The organism is Verrucomicrobia bacterium S94 (genome assembly GCA_004299845.1).
In the GTDB taxonomy this organism is placed as follows: domain Bacteria; phylum Verrucomicrobiota; class Kiritimatiellia; order Kiritimatiellales; family Pontiellaceae; genus Pontiella.
In genome coordinates, this window is record CP036201.1 from 4058697 (window position 1) to 4078204 (window position 19508).

The window sequence follows — 19508 nt, forward strand, 5'->3', positions numbered from 1 at the left end:
CGCGCCTGTTTCGTTTCACTCTTCCCAGTGCGGCTGCACACAGGCAGGCTCATCGGTGGGTGAACACAGGGCATTCAGCGCATCTTTTATAACCGGGGTATTCTGATAGGTCTGCAGCAGGGGGGCGCATTCGGCAGTGAGTGCGTCGTCTTTGAATTTCAATCGGGATTCCCGGCCCATGGAGGCGAGATAGGAACGGGAAAGCCGGTCGAGGTCGTCGAGCCCCTGTACATACAGTCTGTTTTGTTCATCCTGATCCAGCTTCTCAAAAAGCGGGTCCAGTTTTGCACGTTGCAGCACATTAAGCGGAAAGGTGTTCTTCAGTTCGCGGATCCAGAAGTAAGCGCGGTACGGATGCGAATCTTTAAATGTATCAATCCAGTTGATCATGGAATAAATAAACCGGTTCATCTCCTTGCGGCTGTGATGGGGATCCCTTTCAAGGTAGCGGGCCTCCAGCAGCGCCATGGCATCGTGCAGCATCCAGGGCGGAGCGCTTTTGTGGCCCTCGCCGTGAAACCAATGAACAGCTTTCCCGCCGATCTGTTTGCGTGCCCAGGCACTGGTATAGCGGTTGAAATCGCTTCCGCCGGTAATGATGACAGTATCGCATGAAGGCGGCTCCAGCCTTGGGGAATGTAGGTGCTCATAGGAATCAGGCCGCAGGCCTTCCACGTATTCTGATTATAATAACTCACCGATGCTCCCGCTGAAAATCCAGCGAAATAGAGCCGTCGCCGATCCACCGGCGCGGTATTCAGCAGCGTCTGAACCATGCTGTCGCAGATTTTTCGGTTCACATCGACTGAATTATAATAATCCGGTTCAACAGCCACGGCCACGATCCAGCCCGTCACCTCAGCACCGTTGATAAGTTCGCGGATGTTCAGCAGTTTTCCACCCGTCGGACCGGTGTACAGCATCAGCGGAGCGGAACGGATATCGGCCAGTGATTTCGGAACATACAGATAAAAGCTCGAGCCGTCGATCGCCTCCAGCGGTCCCAGAATTTCTCCCCGTCTGTAGGCTGCGCTCTCCACTTTTCCGGTATTCGTGCCGAGTGCCTTCCGGCTTTCCTCCTTAAATAAGTAGTCCTGATCTTCAGTCGATAATCTGGCGATAGGGACGATGTACTTCTGCAGCTCTTTGCTGAGCAGTACAACCGTATCATTATTCCGGACTGAGGCGTATTGTGCATACAGTGTTTGTGATCCATCCCGGGACCGCCATTCGCGCATCTCCCCGGCCAGGCCGTGGAGTGAGAGCAGCAGAATGGTCGGCAGAAATAGCGGTTTCATAATTCAGCACTCCTGTGCCCTGAGTTCAATTATCGATGAAAACCTCTTTGACGATTTGAACACCATTAAGTTTCGGGCCGTGAAACTGAAGCCGAATGCCGGTTACATTCTGTTTGCCGGTTTTGCGCGGGACTTCGTTGGTATAGGTATATCCGACTCCGCTCGTTATCCGCACCGGTTCCGGGGAGTATACCATTTTATAGGTTTCGGCGGCCTTGACCGGCTGTGTTTTGAAATCCCTGCGACCGCCGGCGTGGATCCGTCCGATAAAAATTTTACCGGGCACGTTGATGGTGTCCTGCCCGCCGGTATCATAATTATCCAGCACCCGGAGCACCTCGTATTTCATCGCCACCTTTTCATAATCGAGCGGCGTTTTATTCTGAATGGATATGTCATACCAGACATGGTCGTTCCGGTCGGTCCGTTTGGCCGATACATAGAGCCGGTCGTTGGACAAAAACCATTTCGCCGCGATCCATTCCTTCAGATAAGCGCGATCTTCATCCGAAAAGTGTTTGGGGCTGATCCAGCTTGTCCGGCCCGCTTCGTTTTCAACCCGGAACTGCTTCCGCTGCTCATTCCAGTCCAGCACCTTCAGGGAAATCGTTTTCTGATCCGAAAGCGTGAACTCCCGGGACGTATGCAGCTGCGAAAAATCCTCCGCGACTGATCGAATTGCCGGCAGTCCCGTCAATGCCATCAGCATACAGGGAAAAAGAATCCGTCTTTTGTAATGAACAGCCTTCATCATCATTGCAACCACACGCCAACACAGGTTTATCGTTTTTCAGAACGAATCATAATACATTGCAGTTTAGCTGTATAGGCCTGATCTGATCCTCTAAAACCGAACCGTTTCAGTGGATCAGGTTACATTCTGTCTATTCTCGGCTATCAGGTGTTGGATAAGAAATCCGCCGCATTCTTTACTCAACACAGTAATAAAACGATGTCTGATCTGTAAGGGGAAATTCGGAGTGACCTAGGGGAAGGCGGTACGCCTTCGGTACAGACTTTGATGCGGCGGCCGGCGGATCATGCGCACGGAGGTGGAAGCTTCAGTTCCATGATGTAGTCATCCATATAGAATCCGGAGCCGATATCTTTTTTGACTTCATCGGTTGCGATGAATCCCTTGCGTCGATACCAGGCGATGCTTTCACTGTTGCCTCGGTTGACCGTCAGCCAAACCGCCTGTGCGCCGGTTTCTGATGCCCGCTTTTGGGTCTGCTCCAGCAGGGCGGTGCCCAGACCGGTGCCGCGTGTTGCGTTTTTAACATAGATTTTGCTCAGCATCAGTTTGCCCTCCGGCTTATTCGGAATAAGGGCAAGGTAGCCGCACGGTTCATCGTCGGTCCGTGCAAGATAATATTCCGTCCCCGCTGCAATCTGCGCTGAAATCGTCTCAATACTCTGGAATTTCCCGAGCATATAATCCACCTGCGCCTGACCAATCAGGGGCACAAAATACTCATTCCAGATCTCCTTCGCCAGTGCCGCCGTTTCGGCGATAGAAGACCGGTCGGTTACCGGATCAATAGTTGTTTTTTTCATGATGGTGCATTCTACAGGAGCCGGCCAAGGGAATAAGCGTTGTTTTAAAAACAGGACGTTACTCCCTGCCGGATTCCGCTTATCAGCGTATTCTCTACATGGTGAACGTCAGGCTGATGTCACCGGTGATGTCTTCTCCGTCGATGGTGTACGAAAAACCGGCTCCACCAAGCAGCTGTTCGGTGAACCAATAGCCCAGCGTAGCCGATAATGTTACATCATCATCGTTGTCTATAGTCGTATAATCTACGCTGCCTCTGAAGAGCACCGCTTCGGTGGCTTCGATTTCAACACCACCGCCCACATCGAAACTCGCATCCGTTTCATGCTCCTCAAAACCGGCAACTTCAATTTCCGTTCGTACGGCTCCGGCTCCGACATTGAGGAAGGGATTGATCTTTTCGCCGGGGAGAAAATGATAAACCAGATATGCTCCGCCTGAAAAAACCGAAACATCCGCATCCAGGCCCAGAAAATCTCCATCAGCCCAAAGATATCCACCGGTAAGATTAAGATCAACATGCTCATGCAGCACGATATTTCCGGAGCCCTGGACGCCCTTTCCGGTTCCAAAGACGTCATCCAGAAAATCGTTCCCGAATTGAATGATGCCGAACGAACCACCGATGTAGTTCTTACCCAGTAATGTTTCGGCATCCGCAACCTGAACAGCTACAGCAAGAGCGAGTACTGCGCAGGGGATTATACGGGTTATCTTCATCATCTCTCCTTGTTCCTTTATATCTTTTCCTGGTTTTATGCGCTACACAGCGAAAGGTCATATTCTGAAATTATTAAACGTTAAAGGGGGGTGATTAAAGGAATAAATGCGGACCAAACTATAGAGGAGATATACGGGATGCGTTCTGCCGGCCGATCAACCCGGTTGTTTTTTTATACGTAACGGACCTTTTTTCCACATTGTAGGCCCGATGCCCCATCGGGCGCATGTACGCAGAGCTATTCCGCCGGACGACGGGGAGGGAAGTCCGGCCCGGTCAAAGGCTTCGCGTTTTTTTGCCAAAGTAGTCGGAAAATTAATCTCCCGCAGAGCCGCGGAGTCCGCAGTAAAGCACCGGAATTTGAGCGGAGCTGTGGTGCTGACTTGAAGGGATAGGGGCGCGGGGAATACGTAAATCCGAGGAGCGACCCTTTTGATGGATAGTATTTCTATTGATAAAACCAGAATCCATAGGATATGTGATCACCGCTTAAGTAAATCTCGGCAGTTTCTTTTTTGAGGTAGTTTGCTGGAATATGAAAGGCTATTTCGCTAAAGCCTTTTTCTTGAAGCTGAACTGGGGGGCATAGGATTTTTTTACCATTCACGAACAAATGTAACATCAGCTCTGTATTTAGTTCTGTTTTTCTATTTTGAAGGGCACTGGCTCCAAATAGCACAGTGCCCGAGGCGGACCGTCCTGTTCGTAGAATCATGGTAATAGGTTTATCTGGATTTACATTCTGAATAGTAAACGATTCTGCACCGTAGATGGTACGTCCGTTTTCTGAATATACTTGACCATTTAGGTCATCTGTTTTTGCAACAAGAGGGAATGACGTATTTTTAAGTCTTGATATTAATCGGTAGTGATGAGCACTTTCGTGAGGTCCGTAGCCTACATCTAGCTGATCAATAAGTTGGAGGTTGTTCATGGAGTTCAGTGCAATTCGAGGTTTTAATCCATTTTCAATGGTTTCCCATTTAGCTTTATAGATGCCTAAAGCCTGATCGGTAGTCAGTGCGGTATCTGTATCTTGCAAGACCAATTCGCCTATAAAGGGTAAAATCCATGAGTTGCTAGAAAGAAATGCTTTTGAAGTTATCCAGTATTCAAAGCGTAATTCCGGTTTGTGTTTAAGTAGGTCGATAAGTTTTAATGTATCTTTTATGTTCGCATCAAAAAAATCTGGAGAAGTGATGCCGTAGGGATTGAATATTTTATGTTTCGGAACAAAGTAATTGAGTCCTGCTCCTCTGGTAAAACAGAAGTTTGCTGTAGAGGGAAACTCATTATTGATTGTTCTGATGAAATCCAGTTCCTGCTGAATGTATACAGCATTTCGATAGGTATCACTTGCTACGTAAGCAAGAGATAGTGGTTGGTATAAAATGAGTATACAGGCTGAGAGCAATTTTAAATAGGGGGTATGCAGTCGTTCTGATATTTCATTCCAGCCAATGGAAATATAAATGATCCAGAACGGCATGATCCATCCTAGGTATCGGTCATTAGAAATTCCTTGAAACTGACTGGAGGCAATGAGGAGAAGGGAGCCAAGGACGGAGAGTCCAAGCCAGCATTCATAGACGACCATTTTTTTTTCTCGAGCATAAAGCAGTATCCCGCTTAAGCCCAATACACCTGATATAACAGGAAGAAGGTAAAATTGCCGAAAGCTTTCCTGAAGACCGCCAAAAAAACCTTTCAGGAGCGATAGAAAATCAGTCAATGTAAGAATTAATGCTCCATCTACAGGATATCTATTAAAATATCCTTTGTTTGCAACGGACATGAATTGAAAATATCCGGTAGTTTTAAAATTAATAAACAAGGTCGTACCGAATATGAGGAAGCCAATCATGCCAAATAGAAAATACCGTTTGGCATTTAAAGAAAATCCTTTTTGTTTTAAATGAAAATTTCTGAAAAGAATTTCGCCTACTCCAATCATTATGAATGCGATGGAGAAGATCATGCCCTCCGGACGTGTGGCGGCACATGCCATAATAAGTATCGCCGAAATGACCTGTTGCCGATAAAGCAGTGATGCAAAGAGTCCCAGTGTAAGCAACATCAACAATCCGATATCTGTTTGCCGAAGGACAGCCGATGCTATATGTCCACTCAATACAGTCAGTCCCATGGTGAGCGGAAGAACCTCCGGTGCCATTTTTTTGATAATCAACCAGATGCAAGTGATGATGCTTAAATAAAAAACGGCATTCAGAATAAAAGTTGCTGTGTGAAAAAAAGTACCAGTTGCTCCCAATCGATAAATCAAGGAAAGTAAAAATATATAAAGGTGTGTTGTGCTCCCAGAGGAGGGCGAATCACCTGGAGAATAAATGTATGGGTTTCCCGTTGCCATATTTCGGGCATATTGCAAATAGATAGCTTGATCAGGTTCAGCTAAGGCCAAGGTTCCATCGCCTGCGGTAACTAGTAATATGTAAGTGCCTGCGATAATTAGTAGAGATAGGCTTAGGGATAAGATCAGAATTTGTTTTGGGAATAAACGCATTGAGAAAAACTAAAATATGATATTATTCGAGAATAGATTAAAATTAGACTTGTGAATATAAAAAAACCTCGGCATGAGGCCGAGGTTTCATCAATACATATTAATCACGCAGATTAATAGTTTCCGTAAGAGGTATACATTCCGGAGGCAACATTGGTGACACCTGAATCATAGAAACTTAAAGAGGTGGATGACGGGATTGTACCGGTTTGATTACCTACTTTAAGTGCGGCGGATCCGCCTTTGATATACTCGACAAGGTCAGAGGCTGATACTGTTGCATTGGTGGGCTGAGCTGTTTCCATAGCCCATTGTTCAGCTGCTCCTATTACGATTCGAGCATTGTTTTCCATGCTTTTCTTTACAGAATTAGCGCGTGCTTTCTGGAAGGACGGGATGCCGATAGCGGCGAGCAGGCCGATGATGGCGACTACGATCATGATTTCGACGAGGGTGAAACCCTGTTTTTTCAGTGTTTTTTTCATGTTTATTTTCTCCATTTTCATGATTCAACATTTTTAATTTCAGGTGTCTGAGTTGAGCTCTCCTCATTTTCCGTGTCAGACGAAATCTATATAGCGATTCGCGTGCCAATTTTGTTTCGCTCCAAGGAGCGGGGTGGGCTGTCCGGCGGATTGAATAGGTTAAAAAGCCTTTAAATAAAGGGTGATCTGTTAAAGCGGAAAGAAACGGAATAATTTTCTATGCATATATTGATGGCTGATGCGATTCTGAAAAATGAGCAGATATCCGGACGGAATCCGGTTTGCAGACGCTGGAAAGAGGTGGACTGAAAGGGCGCGGAATTTTAAGTGGTCTTCACCGGAGCAATCGGAGATAAGGTTGGCACGAAGGTAATACCAAACGTTAAAACTATCCGGTATAAATTTGATCTCTCGCAGAGGCGCTGAGGACGCAGAGAAATTCAGTCATAACCCGCTCCGCGTTCTTGTAGGTTTCTCCCGACATCATGTGAGCTTTTTCCCCTTTCGAGAATGGGAACCATTACTCGTCGGAGAAAGGGGAGGAAAAAAGCGCCTCAGTTAAGTAAGCTGAGGAGCACCAGGGAACCGCCGGGCTTTTGACGGAAAGCTCGGCGGGGTTTCGGAAGAGATCATTCTGCGTCCAGAACCTGCCGGAGGCAGCGTTCATCGCAGAGCAGGGATCCTCCGAAGCTGCTCTCTGCGCGGGATCCAATTTATACCGGATCGTTTTAACGTTTGGTATAAGACCCGTTGAATGCGGTTCAGTTGCGGGAGGTGCTGCGGAGCCGGTTTGTATCGCAGGCCGCCGGCCTGCCCGTAGAGCGGATGATCAGCGTTGAATTCCGTGTTGTTCGGGGGAGCATACGGGCTGTCTGCGGTACGGTTGCCGTGTTGCTTCGGCTGCAGAGAAAAAGAAACGGGGAAAGGAAGTGTAGGGACATAAAAAAACGCGTTTTCCGGTATGAAAAACGCGTGGTGTGTGCGGTGAAAGAGGAACGATCAGGCGTCCTGTTCCTCTTCCGGCAGTTTGCGGTAGAGGGTGGCGAGGCTGATGTCGAGTTCCTTGGCGGCGGCGACTTTATCGCCGCCCATGGTATCGATCACTGTTTTCAGGTATTCTTTTTCTTTGGCGCGCAGGAAGGCTTTGAGGGATTTTCCTTTTTCAAATTCGCCGGTTGCGGCCGGTTTCCGGGCGGCGGGGTTTTCCTCGTAGGAAACAATGAGCTTGGAGGGCAGGGTTTCCTTGGTAATTTTGTTGTCGTGCAGGAAGGTGAGGCAGTGCTGGATCACGTTCTGCAGTTCGCGGACGTTTCCGGGCCAGCTGTAGCTCTGGAGGATTCCGAGTACGGTACTGTCCATGGTGGGGAACGGTTCTCCGGGTTCCAGTTCCTGGCTGATGAAGTGCTGCGCCAGCGGAAGTATATCCTCCGGGCGGGTTTTCAGCGGGGGAATATCAATGGAAATGACACTGAGGCGGTAAAAAAGGTCTTCGCGGAAGGTGCCTTCTTTGACCATGCTTTCCAGGTTGCGGTTCGATGCGGCCAGAATGCGGACATCGACGTCGAATTCTTCGGTTCCGCCCACTTTGCGGATTTTTTTGTTCTGGATGGCGCGGAGCAGTTTGGACTGCAGGCTGTGGGGGATGGAGTTGATTTCGTCGAGGAACAGGGTGCCTCCGCGGGCGGCTTCGAACAGGCCTTCTTTTTCGGCGTTGGCACCGGTGAATGCGCCTTTGGTGTGGCCGAAGAGTTCCGATTCAATCAGGGTTTCGGGCAGTGCGGCACAGTTGACCGGAAGAAACGGACCTTCTGAGCGTGCGCTGAAACTGTGGACGGCTTCGGCGACCAGCTCTTTGCCGGTTCCGCTTTCTCCGGAGATCATAATGGTGGTTTTGGTGGGGGCCACGCGTTTGATCATTTCGCACACGTTGATCATCTGTTCACTTTCGGCGACAATGTTGCCGAAGTATTTTTTGGCTTCGATCTGCCCTTCGCCGCCGATCTGCTCGGAAAGCGATTTCTGGTATTCCAGTGCGCGTTTTACGGTTTCGAGCAGTTCATCGATTTTGAAGGGTTTGGGAATGTAATCGAAGGCGCCTTCCTTCATGGCTTCAACCGCTGTGGCGACCGTGGCGTAGGCGGTGAGCATAATCGCTCCGACATGAGGCCGGAGCTGACGGGTGCGCTTAAGCAGCTGCATGCCGTCGACCGGTTCCATTTTTATGTCGGAAATCAGCAGATCGAAATGTTCTGATTTCAGCAGTTTTTCGGCAACCCCGCCGTGTTCGGCAAGCTGTACTTCATATCCTTTGGAAAGAAGAATTTTGTTCAGCAAGCTGAGAATTGTCGGATCGTCATCCGCAATAAGAATTTTGGCCATACGTACAACCCCTCTCTATGAGTATTCAGTTGTTCTATATAACTCTTATTTTCATTGGATGGGCAAGCCTAATGATGAATAGAAGATGTGCTTTTCCGATGAAAAAAGAACCGCCGGGCAGTGGCCTGTGCACTGCCCGGCGGGTTAGGAGATCTTTCTGCGGGAGGCCGGTTTACATTACGACTTCACTCATCTTGAAGATCGGCAGGAACATGGCCACCACTATGGTGCCGATGATGCCGCCGATGAAAACCATGAGCAGCGGTTCAATCATCGAGGTAAGACCGGCAACCATGGTCTCCACTTCGCTGTCATAAAACTCAGAGACTTTATCCATCATTTCGTCCACCTGGCCGGTTTCCTCCCCGGCGGCCAGCATATGAACCAGCATGCGCGGGTAGTATTTATTGGGTTCCAGGGCTGCGGAGAGCGGCTTCCCTTCTTCGACGGTCTTTTTCGCGGCGAGCAGGGAATCGCCAATGACGCGGTTACCGGTGGCCAGCCCGACGATTTCCAGCGACTCCATAATCTGCACACCGCTGTGCAGGAGCTGTGAAAAGGTGGAGGCGAAGCGGCTGATGGCCACTTTGGTAGCCAGCTCTCCAAGGATGGGGAAGCGCAGTTTCATTTCGTCGACTTTATACTGGCCCCGATCGGTTTTATAGTAACTCTTGAAGCCGTAGATGAGTCCGCACAGAACGGCCAGCGCAATATACCAGTAAGTGGTGAGCAGATTGCTGAAATCCAGCAGTTTCTGTGTGAGCCAGGGAAGGTCTCCGCCGAAATCGGAGAACATTTCCGCAAACACGGGAACCACGAACATGATCAGCGCAACGGAGAGGCCGATGGCCACCACGATGACGACGCTCGGGTACATCATGGCGGATTTGACCTTGGCCCGCAGTTTGTTGCTGGATTCAAGGAAGTTGGCGACCCGGTCGCAGACATCCGGAAGAATACCGGCGACTTCGCCGGCCCGCATCATACTGATGTACAGTTCATCGAAAATGCTGGGATAGAAGGTGAGTGCTTCGGAATACATAGAACCGCCTTCCACCCGGGCGCGGATGCCCTGAATGACCGGTTTGAAATTTTTATTAGCGGTCTGCTGCTCCATGGCGGAGAGGGTCTGCACCAGCGGCATGCCGGAGGAAAGCATGGCCGCGACCTGCCGGGTGTAGATGGAGAGTTCCTTGAGTCGAATTTTACGCGCCCCCCGCACAACCGGGAGACTGCCTTTGGCTTTGTTCGGATTTTTAGGCATGATGTATTTTTCCTTAGTGTTCGCTTGTTACGCGCATAATTTCTTCAATTGAGGTGAGCCCTTCACGGACGCGGTCCAGACCGGCCTGGCGCAGGGTGCGCATGCCGTTTTCGATGGCGATCCGTTTAATAGCGTCAGCCTCTGAGTTGGTAAGAATGGTGTTGCGGAGCACATCGTCGATAAGCAGAATCTCCATGACGCCGCCGCGGCCTTTGTAGCCGATGCTGTTGCATTTCGGGCAGCCGACGCTTTCGTAGAACTGGACATCCTGCATGGTGGAGGGATCGATGCGGTTGCGCTTAAGGACTTCGGTGGGGATATCTATCGGCTTTTTGCAGGTCGGACAGAGTTTGCGGTACAGACGCTGCGCCTGCGTCAGCAGGAGCGAAGAGGACAGCATAAACGGTTCGATTCCCATATCCACCAGACGCGCGATGGCGCCGGCGGCATCGTTGGTGTGCAGCGTGCTCAATACCATATGACCGGTTAATGCCGCTTCAACGGCGATGGTGGCGGTTTCCCGGTCGCGAATCTCACCCACCATCACTACGTCCGGGTCCTGACGTAGAATAGAGCGCAGTGCCGAGGCAAAGGTTAATCCCACGGCGGGGTTGATCTGCACCTGGTTAATCCCTTCAAGCTGGTATTCCACCGGGTTTTCTGTGGTGATGATATTGGTGCCGGTGTCGTTGAGTTCCTGCAGGGCGGAGTAAAGGGTGGTGGTTTTACCGGAACCCGTCGGACCGGTAACAAGGATCATTCCGTACGGCTGTGCCAGTGCATATTCAAAGTTTTCGAGTGACAGCTGATCGAGGTTCAGCGCTTCAAGGCTCGGAACAAGAGCGCTTTTGTCGAGAATACGCATTACAATCTTTTCGCCGTGAACGGTGGGAAGGATGCTCATACGGACGTCGACTTCTTTGCCCAGTGCTTTGATTTTGAAGCGGCCGTCCTGCGGAATCCGGCGTTCGGCGATATCGAGCTGCGACATAATTTTCAGACGGGAAATGATCGCATTCTGCAGGTTTTTCGGCGGACTGGAGGATTCATAGAGAACGCCGTCTACACGGTTGCGCAGGCGAAGCGATTTTTCCATGGGTTCAATGTGGATGTCCGAAGCGCCTTTGCGGAGTGCTTCGATGAGAATCGAATTCACAATACGGATGACCGGTGCTTCTTCGGCATCGGCAGCCGCATCGTCGAGGTTGCCGCTGTCGAGACCTTCGAGGTCAACCTTAACGGCACCTTCATCGACCATGTCCTTGAGAATGTCATCCAGCCCCTGTTCCGGTTTTTTATCGATATTTTCCAGAAGCTTTTCAATTTCATGGTTCAGTGCCACCACCGGGTGAGTTCGCACTGTGTTGAAGCGGTGATGGTGTCGCGTCCGACCAGATCAAAGGGATCGGCCATGGCTACGGTGAGGGAATTGCCCGTTCTCGCGAGCGGAACGGCGCGGAGTTCCTGCCAGTTTTTTTTATCCATCAGATCCAGCAGCTCGTGGTCCAGGGTAAACCGGCTCAGACTGATCGGGCGCAGATCCATATATTCTGCAGTGGCCAGGACCAGATCAGTTTCTGAAACAACGCCCTGTTTAACCAGCAGCTGCTCGAGCGGTACATTGCAGGTGTGAGCCTCCTGCTCTGCGGCGGCCAGGATATCTGAAGGGATCGGCCGTAACGCTTTGAGGCAATCTATTATATTTTTTGAATTCATATTCTGTCCCGTAATTTTTCCCTGACCGCGACTATATAGCATTAGTCATGCCGACCCGGAAAAAAGCGGTTTTTCAATCGCTGACGGTTTTCAGGACGGCATATGAAAACGGAAGGGTGGGGCGGCGCTTTTTCGGCGATGCGGTGCGCAGAACGGGGCGAAATGAACAATCTGGCCTGTATCCTGCTTTTCTGACGGTGGATTTTTTACGGGAGAAGAAGACGATGTCTGAAACATACGAAAACCTGGCGGACAGTATTGCGATGCTTGAGCAGATTCTTGAGGTGATGCCTCAGGATGTCGATGCGTTGAAAACGCTGTATAATGCCAGTCTCCAGAGCGGGCAGGTTGATAAGGCTTTTGATTATCTGGGGCGTCTGGTGGATGTGGCGGCCGGCAATGGCGATTCCGAGCTGTTCTCCTATCTGCAGAGTGAACTTCCCCGTTTTGAAGAGTCGCATGCTTCGGAGGCCGCTGCCCAGCAGTCGCGTTTAAAAACGCTGATGGGTGTTCATAAAATCAATGAGGGGATCTCCAGGGACCGGAGGGCGATGGCCGCTGAGCGTGAACGTTCCCGTGGTGCTGCCGCTGAAAAGGATGTGACTGAGGAGCTGACGCTGGCCTGGCGGCTTTATGAAGAGAATCAGCTTTCGCAGGATGAGTATTCAGCCGTTCTGCATGATCTGACTGAGAATTCCCAGCAGGATCTGGAGGTTCCGGCCTCGGTTCTGCATGTGTTGAGTGATCGCGGATTTCTCAATATTTCCAGAATTCTGGCCTATATGTCCGAGCGTTCCGGGACGCCGTTTATAAAATTGACCAATTTTGATTTTCAGGAGGATGTTGTTGATCTGCTTCCGATGTCGTATGCCGTTCGGGACGGAGCCATTGCCTTCGGAACGATAGGGGATTATCTGCAGGTGGCCGTGCTGAATCCATTCAACGGCAAGCTGCTTGATCGGATTGAAAAGGAGAGTGGACGGAGGTGTCACTCCTTTCTGGTGGAAGCCGCAGACTATGATCATGCACTGGAGAAGCTGCGCTCGTTTGAAAAAGCGGCAGTTTAGTTATGCACGTCTACGATGAGGGTGTTGGTTTCGCCTGAAAACTCAACCAGAACATCGTTTTGACGAATTTCAATTATTCGTACTTTTCCGTTAATAAACTGGCCGGTCTGATACTGGTGGCCGTTTATGATGGCGAATGCTCCTGAGCCGTCCGGCCGCATGCCGTGGCCGGTCAGTTTGAGTTTGGGCCAACGTCTGTTCCCATCGGATTTTCCGAAGAATGAAAAACTGTTTTCGCGCTCTGCTTCTGTTGTTTCTTCGGGGGCGTTGGTGTGGGTTGTGAGTGTTTTGAGAAAAGTTAACGCCTTCCCCGGTTTCAACGGTTTTTCGGCGGCTGCGGTTGCTGTTGATTCGTTTTTCTTTCGGGTGGCATAGTCAATCATCATCACGGCTGTAAGGATAAGTGCGGACGTCATGAGTATCATGGTGATGATCATCACCGTCGGCTTCACAGGATGTTTCTTTTCAGCAGCCCGTTTGTCGGGTATGGGGAGTCCGCTGCTCAATTTGCTCACAATCTGACCTCTGTTGGTTGCCGTTGCTATAAAAATGTAAGGCTTTATATCATTGGTAAATCAGGAAGTTATTAGCAAGAGGTAAATTGCGGGATGATCATGGTATGGATACTGCTTTCTGTTCTGAGCGTCTGGTTGGGGAGGCCGTGAGCAGAGGTTGTTCAGGCCGCCGGATGACAAGTGGAAGGAACCCGTAAACATGTTGAAAAAAATATTCAGCAAAGACCGTGAAAAATCGCGGTTTTCCGATTTGATCGGAGTTGATTTTTCTTCGACCGCCACGAAGGTGGTCAGGCTGAAGCAGGGGCAGGAAGGACTCGCGCTGGTCGGTATGGACCTGCTGCCTGCCGTTGAAATTGCAGGGCTGGAGTCTTCGCGACTTCAGCTTCCTCGAAACCTTACAACGAACTACAGCTGTCTGTCTTATACAGGAAACCGCGCGGTGGTTCGGATCTTCAGTGCGCATATCGACGAACAGCAGGATCAGCCTGACGAACAGAAGATCCGTGCGCAACTGAATGTGGCCGACGATTTTCGCGTTTCTGCCCGAATGATTAAGCGCGGGCATGGCCGTCAGGATTCGACGTTTCTGGCGGCGGCTATTCCGGACGCCGATGCCAAGCAGATGCTGGGTATGTTTCCGTCCGGTCCTCCGGCACCGGCTTCGCTGGAAATCTCCGGTCTGTCTTTTATCAATGCTTTTCTTCACGCGAAAGGGGAACAGTGCCGGGAGACCACCGTGTGTCTTCTGGAAACGGGAGAGACCATCAGCTATTTTGCATTTTTAACGAATGGGGCTGTTACTCTGGTGGGAAAGCTTCCTTTCGGAGCAAAACAGCTTCGGGCGCAGGTTGCTGAGGATCTGGGGCTGGAAGAAGAGCTGGCCGCATCCATTCTCGATGATGCCGCCATCAATATTTCATCTTCAGTTGCTGCTGCCATCGGGCCGCAGATGAAACAGCTGTCTATTTCAAAGGATTTCATTGAACGGCATCAGGGTAGCCGGATTGCCAGAGTCTACCTTTCCGGCGGGCTGAGTATGCTGGGCAGCTGGGGGGCGGAAGTCGGGAGGCTTCTTCATACGAATGTCGAAGTATGGGATCCTCTGGAAAATATCACGTTTGATTCCTCACAGATTGACCCTTCCATGCTGGAGCAGTCGACACGGTTTGCCGCGGCCATCGGAGCCGCTATTGGAGGGATAGAATAAAATGAACTATCCACGTGTAAATCTGATTAAAAAGAGCGAGCAGCGTTATCAGGGCGTTGTCAGCCGTAATTTTATTCTGTTAGTCGGTATCGGAACGCCGTTGGTGATCATCGCCCTCATTGCAGGGACTCTGTTTGCACAGCATTCAAGTATACAGTCGCAGCTGGCATCCAGCAGAGCGGTCTGGCAAACATTCGAGCCGCGTGTTGAGGCCTTCCGAAAAGAAAAAACCGGTTTGGAAACTACCGGTAAAATTATGGGGCTTTTTGAAGGGTGGGAGGAATCCCAGGTTTCTATTGTTAATCTTATGGATGCTGTGCAGGGCTGTGTGCCCGCCAATATTCAGTTTTCCCGGATGTCGATTCTTTCAGATGTGAAAGGTTCGGTATTCAAGGATGCGGATGAGCTCAAGCTGCATTACAGCCTTACTATAGATGGAGTGGCGGTTGGAGATCAGGCTGAGGGCCAGGTCCTCCTGCTGCAGCGTCAGCTGCAGGCCAGTCAGCCGGTATTATCGGTCTTTGATTCGCTGAAACTGGCTTCCATGCGGAATAAGCTCAATTCTGATAACACTGCCATGAACGAATTCCGTCTCATTGCAACGGCCGGGGAGGGAGTTTCTAAATGAATATCGATTTCTCTAACCTGACCAAGGAGCAGAAGCAGTATCTTTTTCTGGGTGTGCTCGGAGTCGCCGCAGTGGGGTATGGTCTGTTTTTCGGCATATCCAAAGTGGGTGGTTCACTCTCCGACGCAAAATCAGAACTTGAAGCGCTGAACACGAAGATTGACAGAGCGGAGCGGGAACTGGGGCACCGCCCCAAAGCGCTTCGTGATTTTGATCAGACCATTACGGTATTGGAAAGCCATTTGGAAAATCTGCCGCCGGAAGAAAACTATTATTCCTGGGCAACAGAAATTATTTATTCCAGAGGGCGGAGTGCCGGGCTGCTGATTGAATCGGTTGATGAGGTCGGTATGGACTCCTCAGCCGTCGAAAAGATGAAAGATCCGGTTTATTTTGAGACCTATTCCCTGCGTATCGTCGCGCAAGGGAGCTATACCGCAACTAAAGCTTTCATCAGTGACATTGAAAAGAATCATCCACTGGTGCGCTTCACCGGTATTGATATCAGTCGGGGCAGAGATCCGGAAAAGCATGCTGTTCAGCTGTCTGTCCAATGGCCTCACAGGCTGCAGCGTATAGCTGCTCTCTGGAAAGATCGACGTCGGGAGTCGACTCCGGCGGTGAATGTTGCTCAGGCACCCAGGCCTGAGCCGACTCCGGACTCTCCGGCTAAAACTGTTGAGCAAACGGAAGCGAAAGCAGAACGTGCGGTGGCTGCCAATCCTGAGCCGGATTATACTCCGCCTGCACCGGCTGTTGCTCAGGCGGCACCGAAGCCTGCACCTGCACCGGTGCCTGAAAAGGTTGAACCGGAAGTGGTGAAACCGGCACCGAAGGAAGTTGCTGCACCGGCTGTTGCTCAGGCGGCACCGAAGCCTGCACCTGTACCGGCGCCTGAAAAGGTTGAACCGGAAGTGGTGAAACCGGCACCGAAGGAAGTTGCTGCACCGGCTGTTGTTCGGGCGGCACCGAAGCCTGCACCTGCACCGGCGCCTGAAAAGGTTGAACCGGAAGTGGTGAAACCGGCACCGAAGGAAGTTGCTGCACCGGCTGTTGCTCGGGCGGCACCGAAGCCTGCACCTGTACCGGCGCCTGAAAAGGTTGAACCGGAAGTGGTGAAACCGGCACCGAAGGAAGTTGCTGCACCGGCTGTTGCTCAGGCGGCACCGAAGCCTGCACCTGCACCGGCGCCTGAAAAGGTTGAACCGGAAGTGGTGAAACCGGCACCGAAGGAAGTTGCTGCACCGGTCTCATTACCTGAAGCGGAAAAGGATGAAAAGGATATGGCTGATCTCCTGGCTTCAATAGACCGGACGGAATCCAGTGAGGCAGGGGAGCAGTCAAAAGAGAAAGCTGCAGTTGATGATCAGATGGGTTCTTTGCTGGCCTCGTTGGCTTCGCATGGTGCCGCGGATTCTGAAGAGGTTCCGGTTGCGGTTGATCCTGTTTCCGTTTCCAGCGCTCAGGATTTACAGAATTATGTCAACGAGCTTGCAGTTCAGCCGGAAACGGTCGAGGGCGAAGAAGATGCTCAGCAGGAGAATGTCGTTACTGAGCTGCCGGAGGCTGATGATGCCGATTTGCCCGTTGTTTATGTGTCCAGTGGCAAAAGTGCGAAGATTCTGGAAGATCTTTTAATGAAGGATAAGCCCAAAGCCAGTAAAACGCTGGGCTCATTCCTTGATGGCATTGTGGGGGATATCAATGAAAGTCGTTAATGAATTCAGGCCATGGAAGCTTTTCGGCCGCAGATTTATTCCAATAACCGGAATAATAATGATGGGGGTTTCCATCGGAGTTACACAAACCAAAGCAATCAGTGGCACGAATGATGCTCCTGTCTCGCTGTCTGCATCTGAGCGGGATCCGTTCTGGCCGGTTGGTTATGTGCCGGAACGATTGGTCAAGGCAACAGAAAAACAGAAGGCACCGGTGAAAAAGGTGCCGACAGGGAAAAAGGATTGGAGCGGGGCAATGAAGAAAGTTGCCATAAACGGAGTGAGCAGCAGGAACGATCAGTACTTTGCCATTGTTAATGGCGAGCTCAAACGTACTGGGGATACGTTCAGTGTTGAGCATGACGGAACCACCTATACCTGGGCTGTTGCAAGTATCAGGCCGCCGGGTTCGGTTCGACTACGCAGAGTATCAGCACTGTAATTTAAAACAGGAAGGTGAAGAACATGAAAAACTATAAAGCAATGGGTATGGGGAGTGTGTTGGCGGCTGCCGTGATGGCCGGTTCCTTTTCCTACGCACAGCAACAGGAAAAAGTGGCCGACGAAGATCTGCTGAATATGCTTGAAACAGTAAATACAGCGGAAATGCAGAAGGTCGCCGAAGTAGATATTGTCGAAGAGGGTCCCGATGTCGATCTCATGGAGGTTCAGGCGGGTGAAACGAATGAGGTCATGGATGCCATGAGCGTCGGCGAAATTATGGATGCAGACGCGTCGAGCGAAGGTGAACTGATTTCGGTACGTCTTAATAAAGTGGGTCTTGAAGAAGCCATTAATCTTTTTGCCCAGCTGTCGGGAGCAAATATTATTGTTCCTGAGCTTACCGAGGCTGCACAGATTTCCGTTAACCTGAAAGATGTAGAATGGCGTCCGGCACTGCAGTCGATTCTCGATACCTATAATTATGAACTCTATCAGCGGGTATCGGGTTCCAATGTCTACAGCGTGCGTCGTCGGCCTGCAGGCTCGCCGGAACCTCAGGTGGTTGAAACGTTTCAGCTGGAATATGCAACCGTTCCGAATGCCGCCAAACTGATTCGTGAACTGTTGCCGAAGGAAGCAAAGATCTCTGAATTTGCCTCGCGCAACATGATGGTGATCAAATCCACGGAATCCAGCCTGAGCGAAGTCCGCGCGGTACTTGAAGCCATCGATAAAGTGCGCCAGCAGGTGTACATCGAATCCAAATTCATGGAGCTGACTGACGATGCGCAGAAGGATCTGGGGATTAACTGGACCTCTCTGGAATCCTATGGGGCCGGCATTGACGTGGGGTCGGCGGCCTATGGCTATGAGAATGCAAACGGAACCTCATCGGAAAATCTGTGGAATGATATTACCGGTGGTTCGGCCAGTTTTGCCGGGGACGGCGAATACACGATTCTGACCAGTGTTCTGGATGCTGATCAGTTTGCGATGACGCTCAGTGCCTTGGAACAGAATAAAGGAGTGAATATTGTATCCAACCCGAAAATTATCGTGGCCAATGAAGAGCTGGCGAATATTTCCATTGTCCGGAAAGAACCGAACCTGAAACAGGAACGGGAGCAGCAGCTTAATGATCAGCCGGCTACGACGATTTATACGCTGGATGAAGATATGCCGTTTTTTGAATACGGAATTAAGCTGGATGTAACTCCTTCGGTTAATACAAGCAGCAATATCACGGTACAGATCCAGCCGTCACTTACCCGTAAATATGCGGATAAAGAGGCGGGCGATAACACCTATCCGATCATTGATGAAAAGACGATTGATACGGTCTTTAATCTTGCCAGTGGACAGACGGCCGCCATTGGCGGTCTGACGGAAATAACCGAAAGCGAAGAGGAGCACAAGGTGCCGGTGCTGGGAAGCATTCCGGTGCTGGGACGCCTTTTCTCCTGGAAGCAGACCGTTACCGGCCAGGATGAAACAGTTATCTTTGTTACGGTCGGTCTGGCTAATACCGAACAGCTTCAGGATGGCATTGATATGCCGGGCGACGCTGAACTGGCTCGTCGTCAGCTTATTCTGGATGAAAAGAGCCGTAAGCTGCGGGATCATGAGCGCGAATACTTTGAAATCCAGGAGCAGGAAAAGCTGAATGATATGATGAAGGTTATGGATGCTCAGGAAGCGAAGCGTATTGAACGTCGTATGAAGAAACTGCAAAAGAATGCGGCAAAGTAAGGCGTAAAGCCGGACTGATATGCTATTGCCGGTGGAGGTGAAACAACCGGAAATGCAGTAGACAGTTTGCGGAGATCGCGGAAAAATCTCCCTAACATCCAGTCATCGGGAAAAGGATTCCTCCCGCCTTTCCCGATGGCTGGAAACTTATAAGAGCCCCCTGTTTTGTCCGGGGCTTTTCAGATTGTTGAACCCCGCCGGAAAGGCGGGGTTAATCTTTTTTCGGACTTTG

General features: G+C 50.5%; 18 protein-coding genes. 6 read left to right on the plus strand and 12 right to left on the minus strand.

The features are described from left to right. Window positions 1-15: 15 nt before the first annotated feature. From EGM51_17865 to EGM51_17915, 11 genes are all read right to left on the minus strand, one after another. The gene (locus EGM51_17865) at window positions 16-411 is read right to left on the minus strand and encodes a hypothetical protein (GenBank protein ID QBG49170.1); all 396 of its coding nucleotides are present in this window, start codon (window positions 409-411) and stop codon (window positions 16-18) included. After that, entirely contained in the window at window positions 408-1298 is an 891-nt protein-coding gene (locus EGM51_17870) for a hypothetical protein (GenBank protein QBG49171.1), read from the minus strand. Before EGM51_17870 ends, EGM51_17865 begins: the two co-directional genes overlap by 4 nt. 25 nt (window positions 1299-1323) lie before the next feature. Continuing rightward, a complete protein-coding gene (locus tag EGM51_17875) occupies window positions 1324-2055 on the minus strand; it encodes a hypothetical protein (protein QBG49172.1) in 732 nt (243 codons plus the stop codon). Window positions 2056-2336: 281 nt separating this feature from the next. Beyond that, window positions 2337-2855, minus strand: a complete 519-nt coding sequence (locus EGM51_17880; protein ID QBG49173.1) for a GNAT family N-acetyltransferase — start codon at window positions 2853-2855, stop codon at window positions 2337-2339. Window positions 2856-2949: 94 nt separating this feature from the next. Beyond that, window positions 2950-3579 (minus strand): porin family protein, encoded by a 630-nt coding sequence (locus EGM51_17885; GenBank protein ID QBG49174.1) that lies wholly within the window; start codon window positions 3577-3579, stop codon window positions 2950-2952. 446 nt (window positions 3580-4025) lie between these two features. Next, window positions 4026-5999, minus strand: coding sequence for a hypothetical protein (locus tag EGM51_17890; protein QBG49175.1), 1974 nt, complete (start codon window positions 5997-5999; stop codon window positions 4026-4028). Window positions 6000-6214: 215 nt separating this feature from the next. Next, on the minus strand, window positions 6215-6586 hold the full coding sequence (locus tag EGM51_17895; GenBank protein QBG49176.1) for a type II secretion system protein: 372 nt from the start codon (window positions 6584-6586) through the stop codon (window positions 6215-6217). 999 nt (window positions 6587-7585) lie between these two features. After that, window positions 7586-8965 carry a sigma-54-dependent Fis family transcriptional regulator gene (locus tag EGM51_17900; GenBank protein ID QBG49177.1) on the minus strand — a complete coding sequence of 460 codons (1380 nt, stop codon included), beginning with the start codon at window positions 8963-8965 and terminating at the stop codon, window positions 7586-7588. Window positions 8966-9137: 172 nt separating this feature from the next. Then, window positions 9138-10229 (minus strand): type II secretion system F family protein, encoded by a 1092-nt coding sequence (locus EGM51_17905; protein QBG49178.1) that lies wholly within the window; start codon window positions 10227-10229, stop codon window positions 9138-9140. Window positions 10230-10242: 13 nt separating this feature from the next. Then, window positions 10243-11571 (minus strand): type II/IV secretion system protein, encoded by a 1329-nt coding sequence (locus EGM51_17910; GenBank protein ID QBG49179.1) that lies wholly within the window; start codon window positions 11569-11571, stop codon window positions 10243-10245. Then, window positions 11562-11987: a hypothetical protein gene (locus tag EGM51_17915; GenBank protein QBG49180.1), complete on the minus strand. Its 426-nt coding sequence runs from the start codon at window positions 11985-11987 to the stop codon at window positions 11562-11564. Before EGM51_17915 ends, EGM51_17910 begins: the two co-directional genes overlap by 10 nt. A 5-nt stretch (window positions 11988-11992) precedes the next feature. Here EGM51_17915 and EGM51_17920 point away from each other — a divergent pair, with 5 nt between their 5' ends. Further along, a complete protein-coding gene (locus EGM51_17920) occupies window positions 11993-13012 on the plus strand; it encodes a hypothetical protein (GenBank protein QBG49181.1) in 1020 nt (339 codons plus the stop codon). Here EGM51_17920 and EGM51_17925 read toward each other — a convergent pair. After that, entirely contained in the window at window positions 13009-13527 is a 519-nt protein-coding gene (locus tag EGM51_17925) for a hypothetical protein (protein QBG49182.1), read from the minus strand. The two genes, EGM51_17920 and EGM51_17925, sit on opposite strands and share 4 nt — an antisense overlap. Window positions 13528-13726: 199 nt before the next feature. Here EGM51_17925 and EGM51_17930 point away from each other — a divergent pair, with 199 nt between their 5' ends. From EGM51_17930 to EGM51_17950, 5 genes are read left to right on the plus strand one after another with little or no spacing between them, the layout of a single operon-like run. Next, a complete protein-coding gene (locus EGM51_17930) occupies window positions 13727-14737 on the plus strand; it encodes a hypothetical protein (protein QBG49183.1) in 1011 nt (336 codons plus the stop codon). Window position 14738: 1 nt separating this feature from the next. Continuing rightward, the gene (locus EGM51_17935; GenBank protein QBG49184.1) at window positions 14739-15365 is read left to right on the plus strand and encodes a hypothetical protein; all 627 of its coding nucleotides are present in this window, start codon (window positions 14739-14741) and stop codon (window positions 15363-15365) included. Continuing rightward, on the plus strand, window positions 15362-17083 hold the full coding sequence (locus tag EGM51_17940; GenBank protein ID QBG49185.1) for a hypothetical protein: 1722 nt from the start codon (window positions 15362-15364) through the stop codon (window positions 17081-17083). The genes EGM51_17935 and EGM51_17940 overlap by 4 nt, the downstream gene beginning before the upstream one ends. A 58-nt stretch (window positions 17084-17141) precedes the next feature. Continuing rightward, window positions 17142-17525, plus strand: a complete 384-nt coding sequence (locus EGM51_17945) for a hypothetical protein (protein ID QBG49186.1) — start codon at window positions 17142-17144, stop codon at window positions 17523-17525. A gap of 23 nt (window positions 17526-17548) precedes the next feature. Next, window positions 17549-19276: a hypothetical protein gene (locus EGM51_17950; protein QBG49187.1), complete on the plus strand. Its 1728-nt coding sequence runs from the start codon at window positions 17549-17551 to the stop codon at window positions 19274-19276. Window positions 19277-19508: the final 232 nt, after the last annotated feature.

Bases quoted from the DNA above. Each gene is read 5' to 3' on its own strand.
- EGM51_17865 (QBG49170.1), bottom strand. From the start codon at position 411: ATGAACCGGTTTATTTATTCCATGATCAACTGGATTGATACATTTAAA.
- EGM51_17870 (QBG49171.1), bottom strand. From the start codon at position 1,298: ATGAAACCGCTATTTCTGCCGACCATTCTGCTGCTCTCACTCCACGGC.
- EGM51_17875 (QBG49172.1), bottom strand. From the start codon at position 2,055: ATGATGATGAAGGCTGTTCATTACAAAAGACGGATTCTTTTTCCCTGT.
- EGM51_17880 (QBG49173.1), bottom strand. From the start codon at position 2,855: ATGAAAAAAACAACTATTGATCCGGTAACCGACCGGTCTTCTATCGCC.
- EGM51_17885 (QBG49174.1), bottom strand. From the start codon at position 3,579: ATGATGAAGATAACCCGTATAATCCCCTGCGCAGTACTCGCTCTTGCT.
- EGM51_17895 (QBG49176.1), bottom strand. From the start codon at position 6,586: ATGAAAAAAACACTGAAAAAACAGGGTTTCACCCTCGTCGAAATCATG.
- EGM51_17900 (QBG49177.1), bottom strand. From the start codon at position 8,965: ATGGCCAAAATTCTTATTGCGGATGACGATCCGACAATTCTCAGCTTG.
- EGM51_17905 (QBG49178.1), bottom strand. From the start codon at position 10,229: ATGCCTAAAAATCCGAACAAAGCCAAAGGCAGTCTCCCGGTTGTGCGG.
- EGM51_17915 (QBG49180.1), bottom strand. From the start codon at position 11,987: ATGCTATATAGTCGCGGTCAGGGAAAAATTACGGGACAGAATATGAAT.
- EGM51_17920 (QBG49181.1), top strand. From the start codon at position 11,993: ATGCCGACCCGGAAAAAAGCGGTTTTTCAATCGCTGACGGTTTTCAGG.
- EGM51_17930 (QBG49183.1), top strand. From the start codon at position 13,727: ATGTTGAAAAAAATATTCAGCAAAGACCGTGAAAAATCGCGGTTTTCC.
- EGM51_17935 (QBG49184.1), top strand. From the start codon at position 14,739: ATGAACTATCCACGTGTAAATCTGATTAAAAAGAGCGAGCAGCGTTAT.
- EGM51_17940 (QBG49185.1), top strand. From the start codon at position 15,362: ATGAATATCGATTTCTCTAACCTGACCAAGGAGCAGAAGCAGTATCTT.
- EGM51_17945 (QBG49186.1), top strand. From the start codon at position 17,142: ATGATGGGGGTTTCCATCGGAGTTACACAAACCAAAGCAATCAGTGGC.
- EGM51_17950 (QBG49187.1), top strand. From the start codon at position 17,549: ATGAAAAACTATAAAGCAATGGGTATGGGGAGTGTGTTGGCGGCTGCC.